Origin of the sequence: Micromonospora sp. WMMD964 (assembly GCF_029581455.1) — a bacterium.
Classification (GTDB): domain Bacteria; phylum Actinomycetota; class Actinomycetes; order Mycobacteriales; family Micromonosporaceae; genus Micromonospora.
The window spans coordinates 2160893-2177646 of sequence record NZ_CP120860.1; the positions used below are offsets into that span (position 1 = coordinate 2160893).

At 71.9% G+C, this 16754-nt stretch carries 11 protein-coding genes; 8 read left to right on the forward strand and 3 right to left on the reverse strand.

All coding sequences use genetic code 11. From position 1 onward, the window contains the following. Positions 1-29: 29 nt before the first annotated feature. The 4 genes from O7616_RS10170 (at position 30) to O7616_RS10185 (ending at position 4661) form a co-directional block, all read left to right on the forward strand. Positions 30-1106 carry a hypothetical protein gene (locus O7616_RS10170; protein WP_282306556.1) on the forward strand — a complete coding sequence of 359 codons (1077 nt, stop codon included), beginning with the start codon at positions 30-32 and terminating at the stop codon, positions 1104-1106. A gap of 275 nt (positions 1107-1381) precedes the next feature. Further along, entirely contained in the window at positions 1382-1552 is a 171-nt protein-coding gene (fxsA, locus tag O7616_RS10175; protein WP_231924423.1) for an FxSxx-COOH cyclophane-containing RiPP peptide, read from the forward strand. 56 nt (positions 1553-1608) lie between these two features. After that, positions 1609-2754: an FxsB family cyclophane-forming radical SAM/SPASM peptide maturase gene (locus tag O7616_RS10180; protein WP_282306557.1), complete on the forward strand. Its 1146-nt coding sequence runs from the start codon at positions 1609-1611 to the stop codon at positions 2752-2754. After that, positions 2751-4661 (forward strand): HEXXH motif domain-containing protein, encoded by a 1911-nt coding sequence (locus O7616_RS10185; RefSeq protein WP_282306559.1) that lies wholly within the window; start codon positions 2751-2753, stop codon positions 4659-4661. Before O7616_RS10180 ends, O7616_RS10185 begins: the two co-directional genes overlap by 4 nt. Here the strand turns inward: O7616_RS10185 and fxsT are convergent. Together fxsT and O7616_RS10195 are read right to left on the reverse strand one after the other, a co-directional pair. Then, a complete protein-coding gene (fxsT, locus tag O7616_RS10190; RefSeq protein WP_282306560.1) occupies positions 4630-8673 on the reverse strand; it encodes an FxSxx-COOH system tetratricopeptide repeat protein in 4044 nt (1347 codons plus the stop codon). The two genes, O7616_RS10185 and fxsT, sit on opposite strands and share 32 nt — an antisense overlap. Next, positions 8657-9937, reverse strand: a complete 1281-nt coding sequence (locus tag O7616_RS10195) for a TIR-like protein FxsC (RefSeq protein ID WP_282306561.1) — start codon at positions 9935-9937, stop codon at positions 8657-8659. Before O7616_RS10195 ends, fxsT begins: the two co-directional genes overlap by 17 nt. 208 nt (positions 9938-10145) lie before the next feature. Between O7616_RS10195 and O7616_RS10200 the strand changes: the two genes are divergently transcribed. The 3 genes from O7616_RS10200 to O7616_RS10210 are packed head-to-tail and all read left to right on the forward strand — an operon-like array spanning position 10146 to position 14057. Further along, positions 10146-11606, forward strand: coding sequence for a sigma 54-interacting transcriptional regulator (locus O7616_RS10200; RefSeq protein WP_282306562.1), 1461 nt, complete (start codon positions 10146-10148; stop codon positions 11604-11606). A 2-nt stretch (positions 11607-11608) separates the two neighbouring features. Beyond that, on the forward strand, positions 11609-13561 hold the full coding sequence (locus O7616_RS10205; RefSeq protein WP_282306563.1) for a VWA domain-containing protein: 1953 nt from the start codon (positions 11609-11611) through the stop codon (positions 13559-13561). Positions 13562-13589: 28 nt separating this feature from the next. Next, positions 13590-14057: a hypothetical protein gene (locus O7616_RS10210; RefSeq protein ID WP_282306564.1), complete on the forward strand. Its 468-nt coding sequence runs from the start codon at positions 13590-13592 to the stop codon at positions 14055-14057. A gap of 330 nt (positions 14058-14387) precedes the next feature. Here the strand turns inward: O7616_RS10210 and O7616_RS10215 are convergent, their stop codons facing one another. After that, positions 14388-15395, reverse strand: a complete 1008-nt coding sequence (locus O7616_RS10215) for a helix-turn-helix domain-containing protein (protein ID WP_282306565.1) — start codon at positions 15393-15395, stop codon at positions 14388-14390. Position 15396: 1 nt separating this feature from the next. On the opposite strand from O7616_RS10215, the gene O7616_RS10220 reads away from it, so the two are divergent. Then, entirely contained in the window at positions 15397-16752 is a 1356-nt protein-coding gene (locus O7616_RS10220) for an MFS transporter (protein WP_282306566.1), read from the forward strand. Positions 16753-16754: the final 2 nt, after the last annotated feature.

The following is a 16754-nucleotide window of genomic DNA, read 5'->3' on the forward strand; positions in this document are numbered from 1 at the left end:
TCAGGCAGCTGTCCGTCGACGCTGGGAGCATGACGGAACTCGATGTCTCCCCTCCCCGTGCCGACTCCCGCCGGCCGGACCGGCTCGCCCCGCTGGCCGCCGGTTGGCTCGGCCTGTGGGGCGTGCTGGCCCTGGTCAGCATGCTCACCGACGGCGGCTACCCGCTCGGCCCGAACGACCCCAACGGCGGCGACGTCAGCCTGCTGCGCCTGGTCCCGGTCGAGGTGGCCACCCCGCTCTTCGCCGCCGTGCTGCTCACCGCCGCGGTGGCCGCCCTGGCGATGAGCCGCCCGGCGGTGCGCCCGCCCGGCCCGCTGCGGGCTCTGCTCGCCGGGTACGGCTGGGCGGTGGCGTTCGCGCTCGTCCTGGTCGTGCCGGACGTCCGAGTACTGATCGTCCTCGGCTACCTGCCGATACTGATCGTCGGGGCGCCGTTCGGCTGGCCGCCCGTCGACTACGCCGACGTCTTCAACTGGGCGCTGTTCGCCCGGTTCGCGGCGCTGGCCGGCGGTCTGCTGCTGGCCGGGGCGGTGCTCACCTGGCAGCGCCGCACCACCGGGGCCTGCGTCGGCTGCGGTCGCGCCGACACCGGCACACGGTGGACCACGCCGGCCGCCGCCACCCGCTGGGGTCGGTGGGCCGTGGGCATCGCCGCGGCCATCCCGTTCACGTACGCGGTGACCCGGTTCGCCTGGGCGGCCGGCATCCCGCTCGGCATCTCCCGCGAGTTCCTCACCGAGATGCAGGACACCGGGCTGGTCTGGGCCGGGTTCGGGCTGGCCGCGTTCGCCACCGTCGGCGCGATCCTCACCCTCGGGCTGGCGCAGCGCTGGGGCGAGCGGTTCCCGCGCTGGATGCTCGGTCTCGCCGGCCGGCGGGTGCCGGTGAGGCTGGCCGTGCTGCCCGCCGCCCTGGTCGCCATCTCCGTGACCGCGGCCTCGCTGGGGCTGCTCAGCAACCCGAAGTTCTGGGAACTCACCGGCGGGCTCAGCCTGACCGGGGCGCCGATGCTGCTCTGGCCGCTCTGGGGCGTGGCGCTCGGCGCGGCGACCTACGCGTACCACCTGCGTCGCCGTGGCACCTGCCGGCGCTGCGGTCGGAGCTGATCGAACGTGTCGCCGTAGCCGGTCACCGGATCGATGGTCCTTCCCGTCCGGACGCCGGATTCTCCATGGACGGATGGCCGAGAACAATGTCTGCGGACCGCACTGTGGCGTTGAACCGGATGACCCGCCCGACCCACCGCGCAAACAGCGTGCGGCCGCTAGGATGACCCGGTTCGTCGGCGGGGTCGGCGTTGTGACGGGTCTCGGCCCGGCGGCTTCCGCACAATTCATTGCTCACTCGGGCGCGAGTCCTTTTCGCGGGTGGACGGATCATGATGGATACGACCGATGGCGCACCTCAGGGCACCCTCGTGGACCTCAGCGAGGTGAGCCTCGCCGACCTTCAGGAGCTGGACCAGTCGGTGTTCGCCCACTCGCTACGCCGAATTCTCGACGAGATCGATCGCCCGCAGGAGGCGGTCGCCGGGTGGAATTCGGCGATGTGAGGATGCCGGGTGGCGGGCGCGGCTCGACGGGGGCCGCCACGGTAGCCGAGGGCGGCGTGTCCACCCGCCCACGGCCCGTCCCGTTCTCGGAGTTCATCCTCAAGGTCCACAGCCGGTGCAATCTGGCCTGCGACTACTGCTACATGTACGAACTGGCGGACCGCAGCGCCCTCGCCGACCCGCTGCTGATGGCCCCGGACGTCTTCGACCACGTCTGCCGGCGGATACGCGAACACGTCCACGCCCACCGACAGAACGCCGTACGGATCGTCCTGCACGGCGGCGAACCGCTCCTGGTCGGCGCCCCCAACCTGGTCCGGATGGCGAGCCGACTCCGGGAGGCACTCGCCCCGTCGCAGGCTCAGATCACCGTGCAGACCAACGGCACCCTCCTGACCCGACACGCCCTCGCCCTGCTCGCCGACGCCCAGGTGCGGGTCGGCGTCAGCCTCGACGGCGACCGGACGGCGAACGACAGGCACCGGCGGTACGCGTCGGGCCGCAGCAGCTACGACGAGGTCGACCGGGCCCTGCGCCTGCTCGCCGAGCGGCCCGACGCGTACGCCGGTGTGCTCTGCGTCGTGGACCTCGCCGCCGACCCCCGACAGACCTACGAGGCGTTGCTGTCGTACCGGCCGCCGATGGTGGACTTCCTGCTCCCGCACGCCAACTGGGAGGCGCCGCCGCCACGGCGAGGTGCGGACCGGAGCCCCTACGGCACCTGGTTGGCGGCGGCCTTCGACGCCTGGTACGACACCTCGCCCCGACTGACCCGGGTCCGACTCTTCGAGGAACTCATCAACCTGCTGTTCGGCGGGCGCAGCCGAACAGAGTCCCTCGGGCTGAGCCCCGTGGCCGCCGTGGTGATCAACACCGACGGGGCGTACGAGCAGGTGGACACGCTGCGCTCCACCTACCCCGGCGCGGTCGGCACCGACCTGACCGTCTTCACCGACACCTTCGACGACGTGCTGCACCACCCCGCTGTCATCGCCCGCCAGATCGGGGTGGACGCGCTCGCCGCCACCTGCCGTACGTGCCCGGTGCACCGGGTCTGCGGTGGCGGCAACTATCCGCACCGGTACCGGGCGGGGAGCTTCGCCAACCCCTCCGTCTACTGTCCCGACCTTCTGCACCTCATCGCCCACGTCGAGCGACGCCTCCGAACGGACCTGGCAGCCATGCCCCGGGGGGGCTCGTGACGGGATACCACCGGCTCACCTCCGACGACCTCGCGGCGCTCGCGGCCGGCCTCGGTGACCAGCGGACCATCCGACTGCTGCGCGACGGCCAGGTGAGCAAACGCATGCTCCAGTTGCGCGTCCTGCTCGACACCGTGGATTCGGAGGAGACCCACCGGCACTTCCGGCTCTGGGCGACGGCGGCGGGCCGGTCACCCGAGGCGGGGCCGTCGGTGTTGGCCCTGCCGCACACCGGCGCCTGGTTGGCCAGCGCGCTCCGGCGACTGCGCTCACCGACGCCGTCCGCTCCGGCGCCCGACGCGGCAGCCGGCCGTACGACCGGCGGGTTGCTGGTGCAGACGGCGCCGGAACCGCCCGTCGAAGCCGAGTTGACAGCGCTCGGGTCGCTCGCCGCGGTGGCGGCCCTCCGGGCCGGAATGGATTTCGAGCTCAGTGTCGTGCCGCGCGACGGCGCCGTCTACCTGCCCACGCTCGGGCTGGCGCGGGTCGGGGGCGCGCAGCGGGTGACCATCTCGCGGGTGGGGTCGCGGCTCCTGATCGGGCCGGTCGAGGTGTCACCGGCTGCACCGTCGGACGCGGGGCCGGGCGCGGAGACAGCCGGTTGGTCCGGCCTGCACCGACTGCGCAGCACGGCCGACGGGCTGACGCTGCGGATCACCCTCGACGACCTCGACCCCTACCGGGACCGGCACCGGCTCTGCGCCGCCGAGCGACTCACACCCGCCGAGGTCGCCGAGTGGCAACGGCTGCTCGACGACGCGTGGCCGATCCTGGTACGCCACCACCGCCGGCACGCCGAGGCGATCGCCGAGGGACTGGGCTGGCTCGTGCCGCTGGTCGCCGACTCGGTCAGCGCCGGGGTCAACGTCACCAGCATGGACGCGTTCGGTTCGGTCTCGATGACCCGTCCGATCGACGGGCAGGCGTTCGCGCTCGGCCTGCTGCACGAGTTCCAGCACGCCAAGCTCGGTGCGACGCTCGACGTCGAACCCCTCTACGACCGCGACGACCGCCGGTACTACTACGCCCCCTGGCGCGACGACCCGCGCCCTCTCGGGGCCGCCCTCCAGGGCGTGTACGCGTTCATCGCGGTGACCGAGTTCTGGCGGGGTCGTCGCGCGCTGCTCAGCGGCGGCCCGGCCCGGATGGCCGAGGTGGAGTTCGCCCGTTGGCGCGACCGGGTGTCCCGCACCTGCGCGGACATCGAGTCGTTCGGCCGCCTGACCCCCGCCGGCCGCGAGTTCGTCGCCGGCCTGCGGCGGGTCATCGACGACTGGCGGGACCCGGTGGATCAGGGAGCGGCCGAACTCGCCCGGGAGGCCGCCGAGGACCACTGGACGGTCTGGCGGCTGCGGAACCGCCGACCCGACCCACACGTCGTCAACCAGCTCGCCGCCGCCCGTGCGGCCGGACTGCCGTGCCCCGCCGTCACCGTCGTGCTGCGGGTGGAGCCGGCCGACGGCCGTTGGCTGAGCCTCAGCCCGCGACTCGACCTGGTCCGGCTACGGCTGACCGATCCGGAGCGGTTCAGGCGGCTGCGTACCGGCGCGGAACCCCTCGTCGACGCACTGCCCACGGCGTCCGACGGGGACCTCGCCCTCGCCGCCGGGGATGACCTCGCCGCGCGCGAGAGCTACCGCCGGCAGGTGTGCGTCGACCCGGAACTGCTGTCCGCCTGGGTCGGACTGGCCCTCGCCGAACAGCGGTTGGCGGCGGCGCAGAAGACCGGCGGGGCCGACCCCGAGCTGTGCCGCGCGGTCTACCGCCAGCTGCGTACGGACGGGCACCCCGAGGACCCGTTGGAGCTGGCCCGCTGGCTCGCGCCGGTGACCTGCGTGGCGGCACCGGGCATCGAACCCGACGGAGAACCCTCGGTCACGTCGGTGGCGGTTCCAGATCGCAGTTGAGGCGGTTCGCCTCGACCAGAGCGATGGTGTTCGGGTGGTGCTCGCCCAGGACACGGCGGAAGAGCGGCATCACCGAGTCGCGCAGGGCGCGGGCGCCTCGGTGGTCCCCGGCGACACTCAAACTCGTGGCCAAGTTGTTCGCCACCGCCAGAGTGTCCGGGTGCGACGGGCCGAGGATGCGCTGGGCCCGCTCGTAGCAGTCCTGGTCGGTGGCGAGGGCCGCCGCGAACTCCCGACGCCCGTACCAACAGTTGGCGAGGTTGATGTTCGCGGCCAGCGTGTACGGGTGGTCGGCACCGATCTGCTCGGTGAACCGGTTGACGACCTCGTCGGACAACGCGAACGCCGCGTCCAGATCCCCGGCCTTCCGCAGGAAGATGGCCAGATTGTTGCCGTACGCCAGGGTGAACAGATGGTCCTCGCCCATCGCATCCCGATACCAGCGGTACACCGGGCGCGCCCGGCGAAGCGCCCCCGCGTCGTCCTCCAGGGCGGACTCGTCACAGGCCAGATTCATCGCGGCGGCCTGCACGTCCGGATGATCGGGACCGTGCCGGCGGCGGGACCGGACCAGCACGTCCGCGCTCAACGCGTGGGCCCGCTCGAACTCACCCAGCTTCCGCAGGGTCACCGCGTAGCTCTTGCTCGCCCGTAGGGTCTCGCTGTCCTCCTCCCCGAGCACCTGCCGGTCCGCCTGCACGGCCGCCTCCAGGACCCGTCGGGACTCGCTGAGGTCACCGGTGTCGCGGAGGTCCCGGCCGTACTGCCCCTCGGAGAAAAGAGTGAACGGATGCATCGGCCCGAGGGTGTCGCGGCGGCGGGTCAACGTGCGCTCGTTGAGCCGCAACGCCCCGCGCAGGTCGCCGACCAGACGCAGCGACAGGGCCAGATTGTGCGCGGCGATGAGCGCCCGCGAGTGCTCCTCGCCGAACACCTCGCGGGCCAACTCCTCCGTCCGGGTGTCCAACTCGCGCGCCCGTTCGAAGAACCCCAGCGCGCGCAGGTCCGCGGCGAGGCTGCCGGCCACGATCACCGTGTACTCGTGGTTCTCGCCGAGAGTGTCGGAGAGCCGCTGGTACACGTCCTGATCGATGTCGTACGCGGCCTGGTACTGGGCTTCGAGGCGCAGCGCGTTGGCGAGGTGGAAGCGCATCATCTGGGTCGGCGGGTCGTCCGCGCCATGCTCCGCCCGCCACGCCTCGATCGCCTTCTCGGCCAGCTCGGAGCAGGTGGCGAAGTCGACCCGGGTCCACATGTACCGGGCCACGTCCAGCAACAGTTGCCGAACCTCCGGCTGCGGTGAGTTGAGGGTCTTCGACGGCAGCAGGTGGGGCCAGAGGTCGGCGTAGATCGGCCAGTTGCGGGGCTGGTCGGGGTCCTTCGGGTTGGCGGCGGCGAGGATCGCGTGCACGTGACGCCGGTTCTCCGCCTTGACCTCGTCGGACAGCGACTCCCGGATCAGCTCCTGCACCAGTGGGTGCATACGAAGGCTGGCCTGGTTGCCGTCGTCACCGCGGTCCGAGGTGCGTCCGCGCACGTTGTCGATGCGGGCCAACGAGTATCGGCCGACATCCCGCAACGCGCGCCCCATGAGCAGGGGATCGCGAACCGAGGGATCGTAGGGGAGCAGCACGTCGATGAAGCTGTCGTCGTAGAGCAGCGACATCGGGATCGGCTCGGCGGCGAAGAACGCGCAGACCTCCAGCAGCTTCGCCGCCGCAGGGTTGCGCTCCCGCAGGCTCTCCAGCGAGACGAGCCACGGCTCCGCGCCGGTCTGCCGGTAGTCGGTGGGCAACTCGTCGGAGAGCATGCCGGGCAGGTAGCGGCGTAGCCGCCGCAGGTACTGGGTGGCCGACTCGCCCGTGGTCGCCAGCCACGCCCCGGCCTGTTCCACGGCGAGCGGCAGGTCGCCCAGGCGCGCGGCGACCATCTCCGCGTCGGCCAGGGGCAGGCGGGGAATCCGCCGACGCAGCAACGTGGTGCTTTCAGCCCGGTCGAAGGCGCCCACCTCGAGATTGCGGGCATGCCGTGCCCAGACGTGGTTGCGCGTGGTGACGAGCACGTGCCCGGAGCCCTGCGGCATCAGGTCGTGCAACTCGGCGGGGTCGTCGGCGTTGTCCAGCACCAACAGCCACCGCCGGTACGGGTCGCCCCGACGCAGGGCGTCCAGCACCCACTGGACCCGCTCGGCGACGTTGCCCCCGAGTGGCGTGTCCGCCTTGGCAGCCAGCCGGTCGGCGAGCGAGGCCAGGGCGAGCCGCATCACGCTCGGCTGCTGTGCGGAGATCCACCAGACGACGTCGTACTCGGCGCGGAAGCGGTAGGCGTACTCCAGGGCGATCTGGCTCTTGCCGACGCCGCCCAGACCATGCAGCGCGAGCGGGGTGTGCCTGGCCTCGGCCGACGACAGCCAGTCGCGCATCTCCTCCAACAGCGGGCTACGGCCGACGAACTGGACGTTACGCGGCAACGGCACCCGCCAGACCGGCGGTTCGTTGCCCGGGAAGCGTCGGCGTTGCCCGGCGCCCTCCGGGTCGGTCGCCGGGCGGGCGGGGTGGTCCAGCGCTTCGAGCAACCGGCTGGCGGCCTCCTCCTCGGTGGCGCCCACCAGGTCCACCGGGACCCGCTCCAGGAACACCGCTGGCGCGCGGGAATTGTCCAGCCGGACGGGCACCAGGAAGTTGCCGCCGCTGCCCGCCTCGAAGGTGGTGGCCTGGGACCACAACTCGCCGGCGTTCGGCGACTGCATGTATTCCTGGGACAGCAGCACCACCAGCCGGGCGGCGTCCTTGAAACCGACGGCCGTCGCCGCCCCGCCACCAGGGCTGGCCGGGAAGTCGACCTCCCGCATCACCGTGTGCAGGCCTGCCGAACGGAGCTCGTCGCGGACCCATTCGGCCCAGGACCGGTCGAGGGAGACATAGCTGATGAACACGTCGGGTGTCGCACCGGAGATGCGCTGCCGCTCGAACTTGGCCAACCACTGGCGGCGCAGCCGATCCTCTATCGCCGGCAGGCTGTCGACGGCGTTCTCGGTGATCGCCTTGGCGAGTCGCTCGTAGGCGGCGAGCAGGGTGCCCTCGTGGTGGGCCCGGTCGCCGAACCCCGCCAGGATCTCCTCGTACGCGTAGTAGGGCTGGTAGGGAATCTCGATCTCGCCCCAGTATCTGTCGCTCTCCTCAGGTGAGGTGCGCGGCAGCAGCGGCGCGAAGCGGCGGCGCGCGTGGTCACGCCCCGCTTCCAACTTGAGCTGCTCGGCGTTGTCGACCCGCATCGGCACCGGCAGGATCCGGATCGGTCGGTCGCCGCGTTGCCGGATGATGGAGCGGGTGACGCCGGCGGCTCCGTCGATGCTCTGGTCGTTGAGCGTGAACGACGTCACCACGGCATCGGGCAGTCGCACGGTGCAGATGCCGGCGCCGTCGCTGACCCCGGTGCGGCTGTCGATCAGCACGTAGTCGTAGTGCTCCCGCATGCTGGCGGCCAGCGCGTCGAGGAAGCTGTTGCCGCCCAACTTCTCGAAGAACGCCTGCCAGTCGAACGTGCTGACGGCCTTGGTGTACGCCGTGTCCTGTCTGCCGGCCGGCAGGAGGTCCAGACTGCCCCGGGTAGTCGGACCAGCGGAGGGCCGGACGGCCGTGGCGGGAGCCAGGAAGTCCCAGTGCAGCGAGACGGCGTGGTGCAGTACGTCGGCCGCGCTGCCCAGCCAGTCCTCGTCCTCCGTCTCCTCCAACGGTCGAACGACAGCCTCGGCGTAGTCACGGACCATGTCGATGACCCCGGTCGAGGTTCGCAGGTCCTTGTCCAGGAGGAACGGGTGAAAATACTTGTGCAGACCGGGGGATTCCAGGTCCCAGTCGACAGCGAGCACCCGGTAACCGTTGGACGCCAGGATCCAGGCCACGTTGGCGAGCGCCATGGTGCGGCCGGTGCCGCCCTTGTACGAGTAGAACGTGATGATTCGACCCTCGACACCGTCGCCGGTGATGCCCGGATCAGCGCTCGTCGTCACGGCCGTCCTCCGCTGCGGTGTCGTCGCCTTCCGCCCCCCAGGGCCCCTCGATGCGTGGCGGTCGGGAGTCGGTGGCGGGGCCCGGAGGCCGGTGCACCGCTCCTCGGCTGAACACCCGGTTACGGGCGACCTCCAGCACCTCCGGCAGCTCCTCCTGGAAGGCGCGGTGGGTGAGGATGTTGGATCGGTACAGCTCGTCGTCCGAGGCCAACTCGTCGAAGATCTCCCGACAGGCGCGGGACAGCGACTGCCAGTGCTCTCGGGTCTCGGTGTCGTCACGACTGCTCGGGATCAGCACCGCCGTGGTGCCACCGTCGCGCAGGGCGGCCGCGGCATGGGCGGTCAGCGACTGCCGCTGCTCGGGCAGGCGGGTCAGCCAGGCATCGACGATCAGCACCATGATCTGGTTGTAACGGGCCGCCTGCTCGGCGCGGCGGGCCAGCTCGGTCAGGTCCACGACCGTCGACCGATAGCTGTGGTCGGCGGCGATCTCACGCGCGTAGTCGACGACCGGGTCGGGGAACGGCGGTCCGTACGGCGCCCATGCCAATGCGCGGTCGCCGTAGGTGTTCACGTGTTGGCGTACCGTGCTCATCTCGTCCCGGTGTGACGCCGCCACGATGAAGTGGACCAGCATCGGTGCGAACTGGTCGACGTCCGCGGTGAGTTGCCCGGCACCTGCGGGGCGGTGGAAGGCGCTGACGATGGACCGGAGATCGATGGAGCGTTGGGCGTCCGGCAGCGGATGCTCCTCCACGCTGGACACGATCTGGTTGGCCAGCTCGAAGAGGAACGTGCGGTAGTCGTCGCTGTGCCGCTGGAGCCGCATCAACTGCCGGACTCCCAGCCGCTGATAGAGGTCGCCGAGGCTGTGGGAGGAGTATTGCAACGGGGACGCGACCGGATGGATGCGGCCGGGTCGGGCCGGAATCCACATCAGCGGTTTGAGGAGCGAGCTGTCCACGCCGTTCTGCTGGTCGAAGCGGGCAGTGCGGTCGGCGAAGATCTGCCATTCCTGGCCGCAGGCCTCGCTCTGGAAATACCTCGGGGTCATCAGGGCGAGGAAGGACCGGCACGTGCTCAGCGCCTCGACCAGCCGCTGCGGCCATCGCTCGCCCAGGAGGATGGTCCGATCCACGAAACCGACCCGCTCGTCGCGGGGTAGACCCGCGATCAGCCGTACCTCTGCGCTGAGGTCCTCGTAAAGACGTTGGACCAGTGCGTCCTCGTCGCCCCTCGCGTAACTGAGGAAGAAGTACAGCACCGCACCTCCGCGCCGGGAGAGGTTGACCATCGGATGGCCGGGCCGTGACCCCGTCGGTCACGACCATTGTGCGGCGGCCGTAGCGGCGGAGCTAACCGTGAGTATAGGGGCGGAGACCACGTGCCACAGCCCGCCGATCGGCGCATCCAGAGGGCGTCTCGGATATCACTTTCCGTATTGGCGTGGGTCGACTCCGGCGTGAGCTAGCGTGGGGCGGGTGACTGCGCCTAACCCGGTAAACCCGGTTCCACCGGCCGACCTGCCCGGCACGCTCGGCGCGCTGCGGGCGGCCGGTCACCAGTACCGCACCGTCAAGCAGGAACTCCGTGACAATCTGCTCGCCCGGATGCGCTCCGGCGAGGTTCGTTTCCCCGGCATCGTCGGCTACGACGACAGCGTGCTGCCCGAGGTCGAGCGGGCCCTGCTCGCCGGGCACGACATGGTGCTGCTCGGCGAGCGCGGCCAGGGCAAGACCCGACTGATCCGCTCGCTCGGCGCGCTCCTCGACGAGTGGACCCCGGTCATCCCCGGCTCGGTGCTCAACGAGCACCCGATGCACCCGCTCACGCCGGCGTCCCGTGCCCGGGTCGCCGAGGCCGGCGACGAGCTGCCGGTCGGTTGGCTGCACCGCTCGATGCGCTACGGCGAGAAGCTCGCCACCCCGGACACCAGCGTCGGCGACCTGATCGGCGACGTCGACCCGATCCGGATCGCGCAGGGTCGCACCCTCGGCGACCCGGAGACGATCCACTTCGGGTTGGTGCCTCGCACCAACCGGGGCATCTTCGCCGTCAACGAGCTGCCCGACCTGGCCGAACGGATTCAGGTCGCCCTGCTCAACGTGCTGGAGGAGCGGGACATCCAGGTCCGCGGCTACCAGTTGCGGCTTCCGCTGGACCTGCTCCTGGTCGCCAGCGCGAACCCGGAGGACTACACCAACCGGGGCCGGATCATCACTCCGCTCAAGGACCGGTTCGGCGCGGAGATCCGTACCCACTACCCGGTCGACCTGGCCCTCGAGCTGGCACTGATCCGTCAGGAGGCCGACCTGGTCGCCGACGTGCCGGAGCACGTGCTGGAGGTCCTGGCGCGCTTCGCCCGCGCGGTACGGGAGTCGCCGTCGGTGGACCCGCGCTCCGGCGTCTCCGCCCGGTTCGCCATCGCCGCCGCCGAGACCGTCGCCGGTGCCGCGTTGCGCCGCTCCGGCCTGCTCGCCGCCGCCGGTGACCAGGAGGGTCGCCCCGAGGCGGCGGTGGCTCGGGTCGGCGACGCGGTGTCGGTGACCAGCACCCTGCGCGGCAAGGTGGAGTTCGAGAGCGGGGAGGAGGGGCGGGAGATCGAGATCCTCGCGCACCTGCTGCGTACCGCGACCGCCGAGACGTTCCGGGCGCACCTGTCCGGGCTGGACCTGTCCGGTTTCACGGCGCTCGTCGATGACGGCGCGGCGATCGAGACCGGCGAGCTGGTCAGCGCCGCCGAGTTGCTGCGGCAGGTCGGCACCGTGCCCGGTCTGGCGAAGGTCCTGGACCGGCTCGGCCTGGGTGACGCGCCCACCCCGGAGGAGGCGGCCGCTGCCGTCGAGTTCGTGCTGGAAGGGCTGCACCTGACCCGCCGGCTCGGCAAGGACGTCACCGACTCCGGGCGCACCGTCTACGGCGGCCGGGGCTGACCGTGACCGGCAACCGGTTCCGGTACGGGCAGTGGACCGGCGGGCCCGACCCGCTGGCACCCCCGTACGACGTGCGGGAGGCGGTGGACGCGGTCGGCGCCGAGGTGCTGGCCGGCGGCAGCCTCCGGGAGGCGCTGCGCGATCTGCTGCGCCGTGGCCCCAAGGGGCGAGGTGGGTTGGACGACCTGGCCGCCCGGGCCCGGCGGCTGCGCCGGGAGGCGCTTCGTCGCGGTGACCTGGACGGCGCGGTGACCAGGGCGCAGGCCCTGCTCGACCAGGCCCTCGCCGCCGAGCGGGACGAGCTGCGGGGCCGCGACGACGACGGCGCGCGGTTCGCCGAGTCGGTGCTGGACAACCTGCCCCGCTCGACGGCGCGCGCCGTGGAGGAGTTGTCCGGCTACCAGTGGGCCAGCGACGACGCCCGCCGCTCGTACCAGCAGATTCTCGATCAACTCCGCGACGATGTGCTCGGTCAGCGTTTCGCCGGGCTGCGCGACGCCGTGCGGGCGTCCGCCGACCCGGCCGCCCAGCAACGGCTCGCCGAGATGATGGGCGACCTGAACGACCTGCTGGCCCGGCATGCTCGCGCGGAGGACACCACCGACGCGTTCGCCGAGTTCATGCGGCGACACGGCGACTTCTTCCCGGAGAAGCCGGAGACGGTCGACGAGTTGATCGACGTGCTGGCCCGCCGCTCGGCGGCCGGTGAGCGGTTGATGAACTCGCTGTCCGACCGGCAGCGCGCCGAGCTGGCCGGTCTGATGCAGCAGTCGCTCGGTGACCGCCTCGCGGGGGAGTTGTCCGCACTCGACGCGAACCTGCGGGCGCTGCGCCCGGATCTACGGTGGGGGCGCGGTGAGCGGGTCCGCGGCGAGCAACAGTTGGGCTACGCCGACGCGGCCGGAGCCCTGGGCGAGATCGGTGAGCTGGACGACCTGCTGGACCAGCTCGACCAGGAACACCCGGGAGCGACCCTGGACGACGTGGACGTCGAAGCGGTGGCCCGCACGCTGGGACGGGACGCGGCCGACGACGTCCGCCGGCTGCGCGAACTGGAGCGGGAGCTACGCCGGCAGGGTTGGGTGAGCCGGGACGCGGACGGGCTCACCCTGAGCCCGAAGGCGTTGCGCCGGCTCGGCGGGACGGCGCTGCGCCGGGTCTTCGCGGACCTGACCGCCGGGCCGCGCGGCCAGCACGACCTGCGCTCCGCGGGGGCCGCCGGCGAGGTCAGCGGCGGGTCGAGACCCTGGGAGTACGGCGACGAGCAGCCGTTGGACGTGGTCCGGACGTTGACCCGGGCGGTCCGTCGGGCCGGGCCCACTGTCCCCGTGCAGCTCGCTGTGGACGACTTCGAGGTGGTGGAGACCGAGAAGCGGGCCTCGGCGGCGGTGGTGCTCTGCGTCGACCTGTCGTACTCGATGATCTCGCAGGGTCGTTGGGGGCCGATGAAGCAGACGGCGTTGGCGCTGGCGCACCTGATGGAGACGCGTTTCCCGCAGGACGCCCTGCAGATCGTGGGTTTCGGCCGGGAGGCCATGACGCTCACCCAGCAGGAGCTGGCCGCCGTCGAGCCGGACCTGGAGCAGGGCACCAACCTCCAGCACGCGCTGCGGTTGGCGGGTCGACACCTGCGCCGGCACCCGGACGCCGAGCCGGTGGTGCTGGTGGTCACCGACGGGGAGCCCACCGCGCACCTGGACCCGGACGACGGGGAGGCGCTGTTCCACTGGCCGCCGCTCCCGGAGACGATCGAGGCGACGGTCCGTGAGGTGGACCGGCTGAGTCGGTACGGCGCCACGCTCAACCTGTTCATGCTCGGCGACGACCCGGGTCTGCGGCGCTTCGTCGACGCGGTGGCCCGCCGCAGCCGGGGCCGCATGTTCACGCCGGACACCGACGACCTCGGCGAGTACGTGGTTTCCGACTACCTCCGCTCCCGCCAATCCCGCCGCTAACGTCCCGCGTTGCGGGTTGACTGGGGGCATGGCGGAGAGCGGAGGGTTGCGGCGGGCCTACGGGGCGCTGCTCGCCGAGGTGGACGCCGGCGGTTTCGGTCCGGCGCCGGAGGGGCAGCTCAGTGCCGAGCAGATCGTCGCCCACCTGGTCGCCAACGACGAGCTGATGATCCAGGCCACCGAGGCGCTGCTGGCCGGGTCGCCGTTCGCGTACTACGAGATGGAGGAGGACGTGCACCGCCCGCAACTCGACGCGTTGGCCGCCGAGCAGGGCGGTCTGCGGGGCCTCACCGCGCTGCTGCACGGCACCAGCGAACGGTTGTGCGGGCTGGTCGACCAGCTTGGCCTGGCGGCGGAGACGCCGGTCGAGACGCACCTGCGTGAGGGCTTCGACCTGATCGTGGACGAGTCGCTGCCGTGGTCCCGCACCCTGGACCTGCACACCCGGGTCCACCTGCCCAAACATCAGGCCCAACTCCGGATGCTCCGCGCCTGAGCGCTCGGCCATGTTCGGCCCCGGCCGGTGGGTGACCCGGGCCCTTGGGCGGCTTCAGCCTCTGGGTCGACCGGTCGGGCTCGTCGTCCGGCGGAGCGGGCGGCCCCGGGGTAACGGTCTGATGAGCGATATACCTCTGAGTCATAAATATGACTCAGAGGTATATCGCTCATCGCTGCGATGCCCGCTGCCGCGCCGACGCCAGCAGCATCGGCGGGGGCGGCGTGGCCGGTCGTGCGGTGGGGTGGTGCGGTCGGATGCAGCGGCGGTGGGCGGCTGCTGCTGGTGGTGGTGAGCGGCTGCGCCGGTGGTTTGGCGGCAGGGCTCGGCTCAGGTGTCGATCAGCTCGGGGCGTGGGTGGAAGGTGCGGCGGTAGGTCGACGGTGCCACGCCGATGCGCTGGTGCAGTTGCTGGCGCAGGGCGGCGGTGGTGCCGAAGCCGCAGCGGTGGGCGATCTGGTCGACGGTGAGGTCGGTCGTCTCCAGCAGCAGTCTCGCGTGGTCGGTGCGTTGTTGCAGCAGCCACTGCGCGGGGCTCAGGCCGGTCTCCGACCGGAAGCGCCGGGTGAAGGTGCGCACGCTCATCCGCGCCTGCCCGGCCAGGTCTCGCAGGGCGATCGGCTCGTGCAGTCGCTGCCGCGCCCATTCCCGGGCGCTCGCGGTGCTGGTGTCGGTGGCCTTGGGCACCGGCCGCTCGATGTACTGCGCCTGGCCGCCGTCCCGCCACGGTGGCATCACGCAGCGACGGGCCGCCCGGTTGGCCACCTCGCTGCCGTGGTCGAGGCGGATGACGTGCAGGCAGAGGTCGATCCCGGCGGCGACCCCGGCCGAGGTGAGCACGGGACCGTCGGCGATGAAGAGCACACCGGGGTCGAGGTCCACTCGGGGGTGCAGGCGGCGGAACCGCTCGGCGTACGCCCAGTGGGTCGTCGCCCGACGACCGTCGAGCAGCCCGGCGGCGGCCAGCACGAACGCTCCCGTGCAGATCGACACGATCCGGACACCCCGCTCGTGCGCCGCGCGCAGCGCCTCGGTCACCTCCGGCTCGATGGTGCCCAGGGTCAACGCGTTACCGGCCTGGATGCCCGGCACGATCACCGTGTCGGCGGTGTCGAGCAGCTCCAGGTCGTGGTCGGGGACCACCTGGAAGCCGGCGGTGCTGCGGACCGGCCGCCCGCCCGGGGTGCACACCCGCACGTCGTAGAAGTGCGTCTGGTCGGCGGCCCGGGCGGTGCTGAAGACCTGGGACGGGGTGCCGAGGTCCAGGCCGACGACCTGGTCCAGGGCGAGTACGGCGATCCGGTGCGGGCGAACGGTCATGGCCCGATTATTGCGCATGATGGCTTTCCGGCCACTCGTCGCCGCGGTGGGGCGCGCACAGACTGGTCCGGTGACCACGTACCGCCGTCTGCACCCCGCCTGGCTGGTCGCCGCCGTCGCCTTCGTGGCGCTGGTCGGCGCGGCCGGTTTCCGCGCCACACCCTCGGTGCTGCTGCACCCCCTGCACGAGGAGTTCGGGTGGCCACTGGCCACGATCTCCGCGGCCGTCTCGGTCAACCTGCTGCTCTACGGGTTGACCGCGCCGTTCGCCGCCGCCCTGATGGACCGCTTCGGCATCCGCCGGGTGGTCTCGGCGGCGCTGCTGCTGGTCGCCGCCGGCAGCGGGCTGACCGTCTTCATGAACGCGAGCTGGCAGCTCCTGCTCTGCTGGGGAGTGCTGGTCGGGCTGGGCACCGGCTCGATGGCGCTGGCGTTCGTGGCCACCGTCACCGGGCGCTGGTTCGTCCACCGCAGGGGCCTGGTCACCGGGGTGTTGACCGCCGGCGGGGCCGCCGGGCAGCTGGTGTTCCTGCCACTGATCGCCATCCTGGTACGCGACCACGGGTGGCGGACGGCGGCACTCGTGGTGGCCGGAGCCGCCCTGGCGGTCGTACCCCTGGTGGTGTGGTTCCTGCGCGAGCACCCGGCGGATCTCGGGCTGCCCGCCTACGGCGCGACCGAGGTCGTCGCGGCGCCACCGGCGACCGGCGGCGCGGCCACCCGGGCCCTCGGCGCGTTGGCGACCGCGGCCCGGACCCGTCCGTTCTGGCTGCTGGCCGGCGGGTTCGCGATCTGCGGCGCGACGACGAACGGCCTCGTCGGTACGCACTTCGTGCCGGCCGCGCACGACCACGGCATGCCGCAGACCACCGCCGCCGGGCTGCTCGCCCTGGTGGGGCTCTTCGACATCGTCGGCACCATCGCCTCCGGCTGGCTGACCGACCGGGTGGACAGCCGGTTGCTGCTCGGCATGTACTACGCGCTGCGCGGGCTGTCCCTGCTGGTGTTGCCGAGCCTGTTCACCGGCACCGCCCAGCCGAGCATGCTGGTCTTCATCGTCTTCTACGGGTTGGACTGGGTGGCCACCGTGCCGCCGACCGTGGCGTTGTGCCGGGAGTACTTCGGCGGGGCCGGAGCGGTGGTGTTCGGGTGGGTGTTCGCCGCACACCAGTTCGGCGCGGCGCTCGCCGCGACCGGTGCGGGACTGGTCCGGGATCGGCTCGGCGACTACGCGATGGCCTGGTACGTCGCGGGCGCGCTGTCGATCGGCGCGGCCGGACTGTCGTTGCTGCTGCGTCGGCGACCCGGCCGTCCGGTCTCGGAGGCCGTGCTCGCGGCCGCGACCGCGCCCAGGGCGTGGAGCTTCCGGGGCTGAGG

Bases quoted from the DNA above. Each gene is read 5' to 3' on its own strand.
- O7616_RS10170 (WP_282306556.1), top strand. From the start codon at position 30: ATGACGGAACTCGATGTCTCCCCTCCCCGTGCCGACTCCCGCCGGCCG.
- fxsA (WP_231924423.1), top strand. From the start codon at position 1,382: ATGGATACGACCGATGGCGCACCTCAGGGCACCCTCGTGGACCTCAGC.
- O7616_RS10210 (WP_282306564.1), top strand. From the start codon at position 13,590: ATGGCGGAGAGCGGAGGGTTGCGGCGGGCCTACGGGGCGCTGCTCGCC.
- O7616_RS10215 (WP_282306565.1), bottom strand. From the start codon at position 15,395: ATGCGCAATAATCGGGCCATGACCGTTCGCCCGCACCGGATCGCCGTA.
- O7616_RS10220 (WP_282306566.1), top strand. From the start codon at position 15,397: ATGGCTTTCCGGCCACTCGTCGCCGCGGTGGGGCGCGCACAGACTGGT.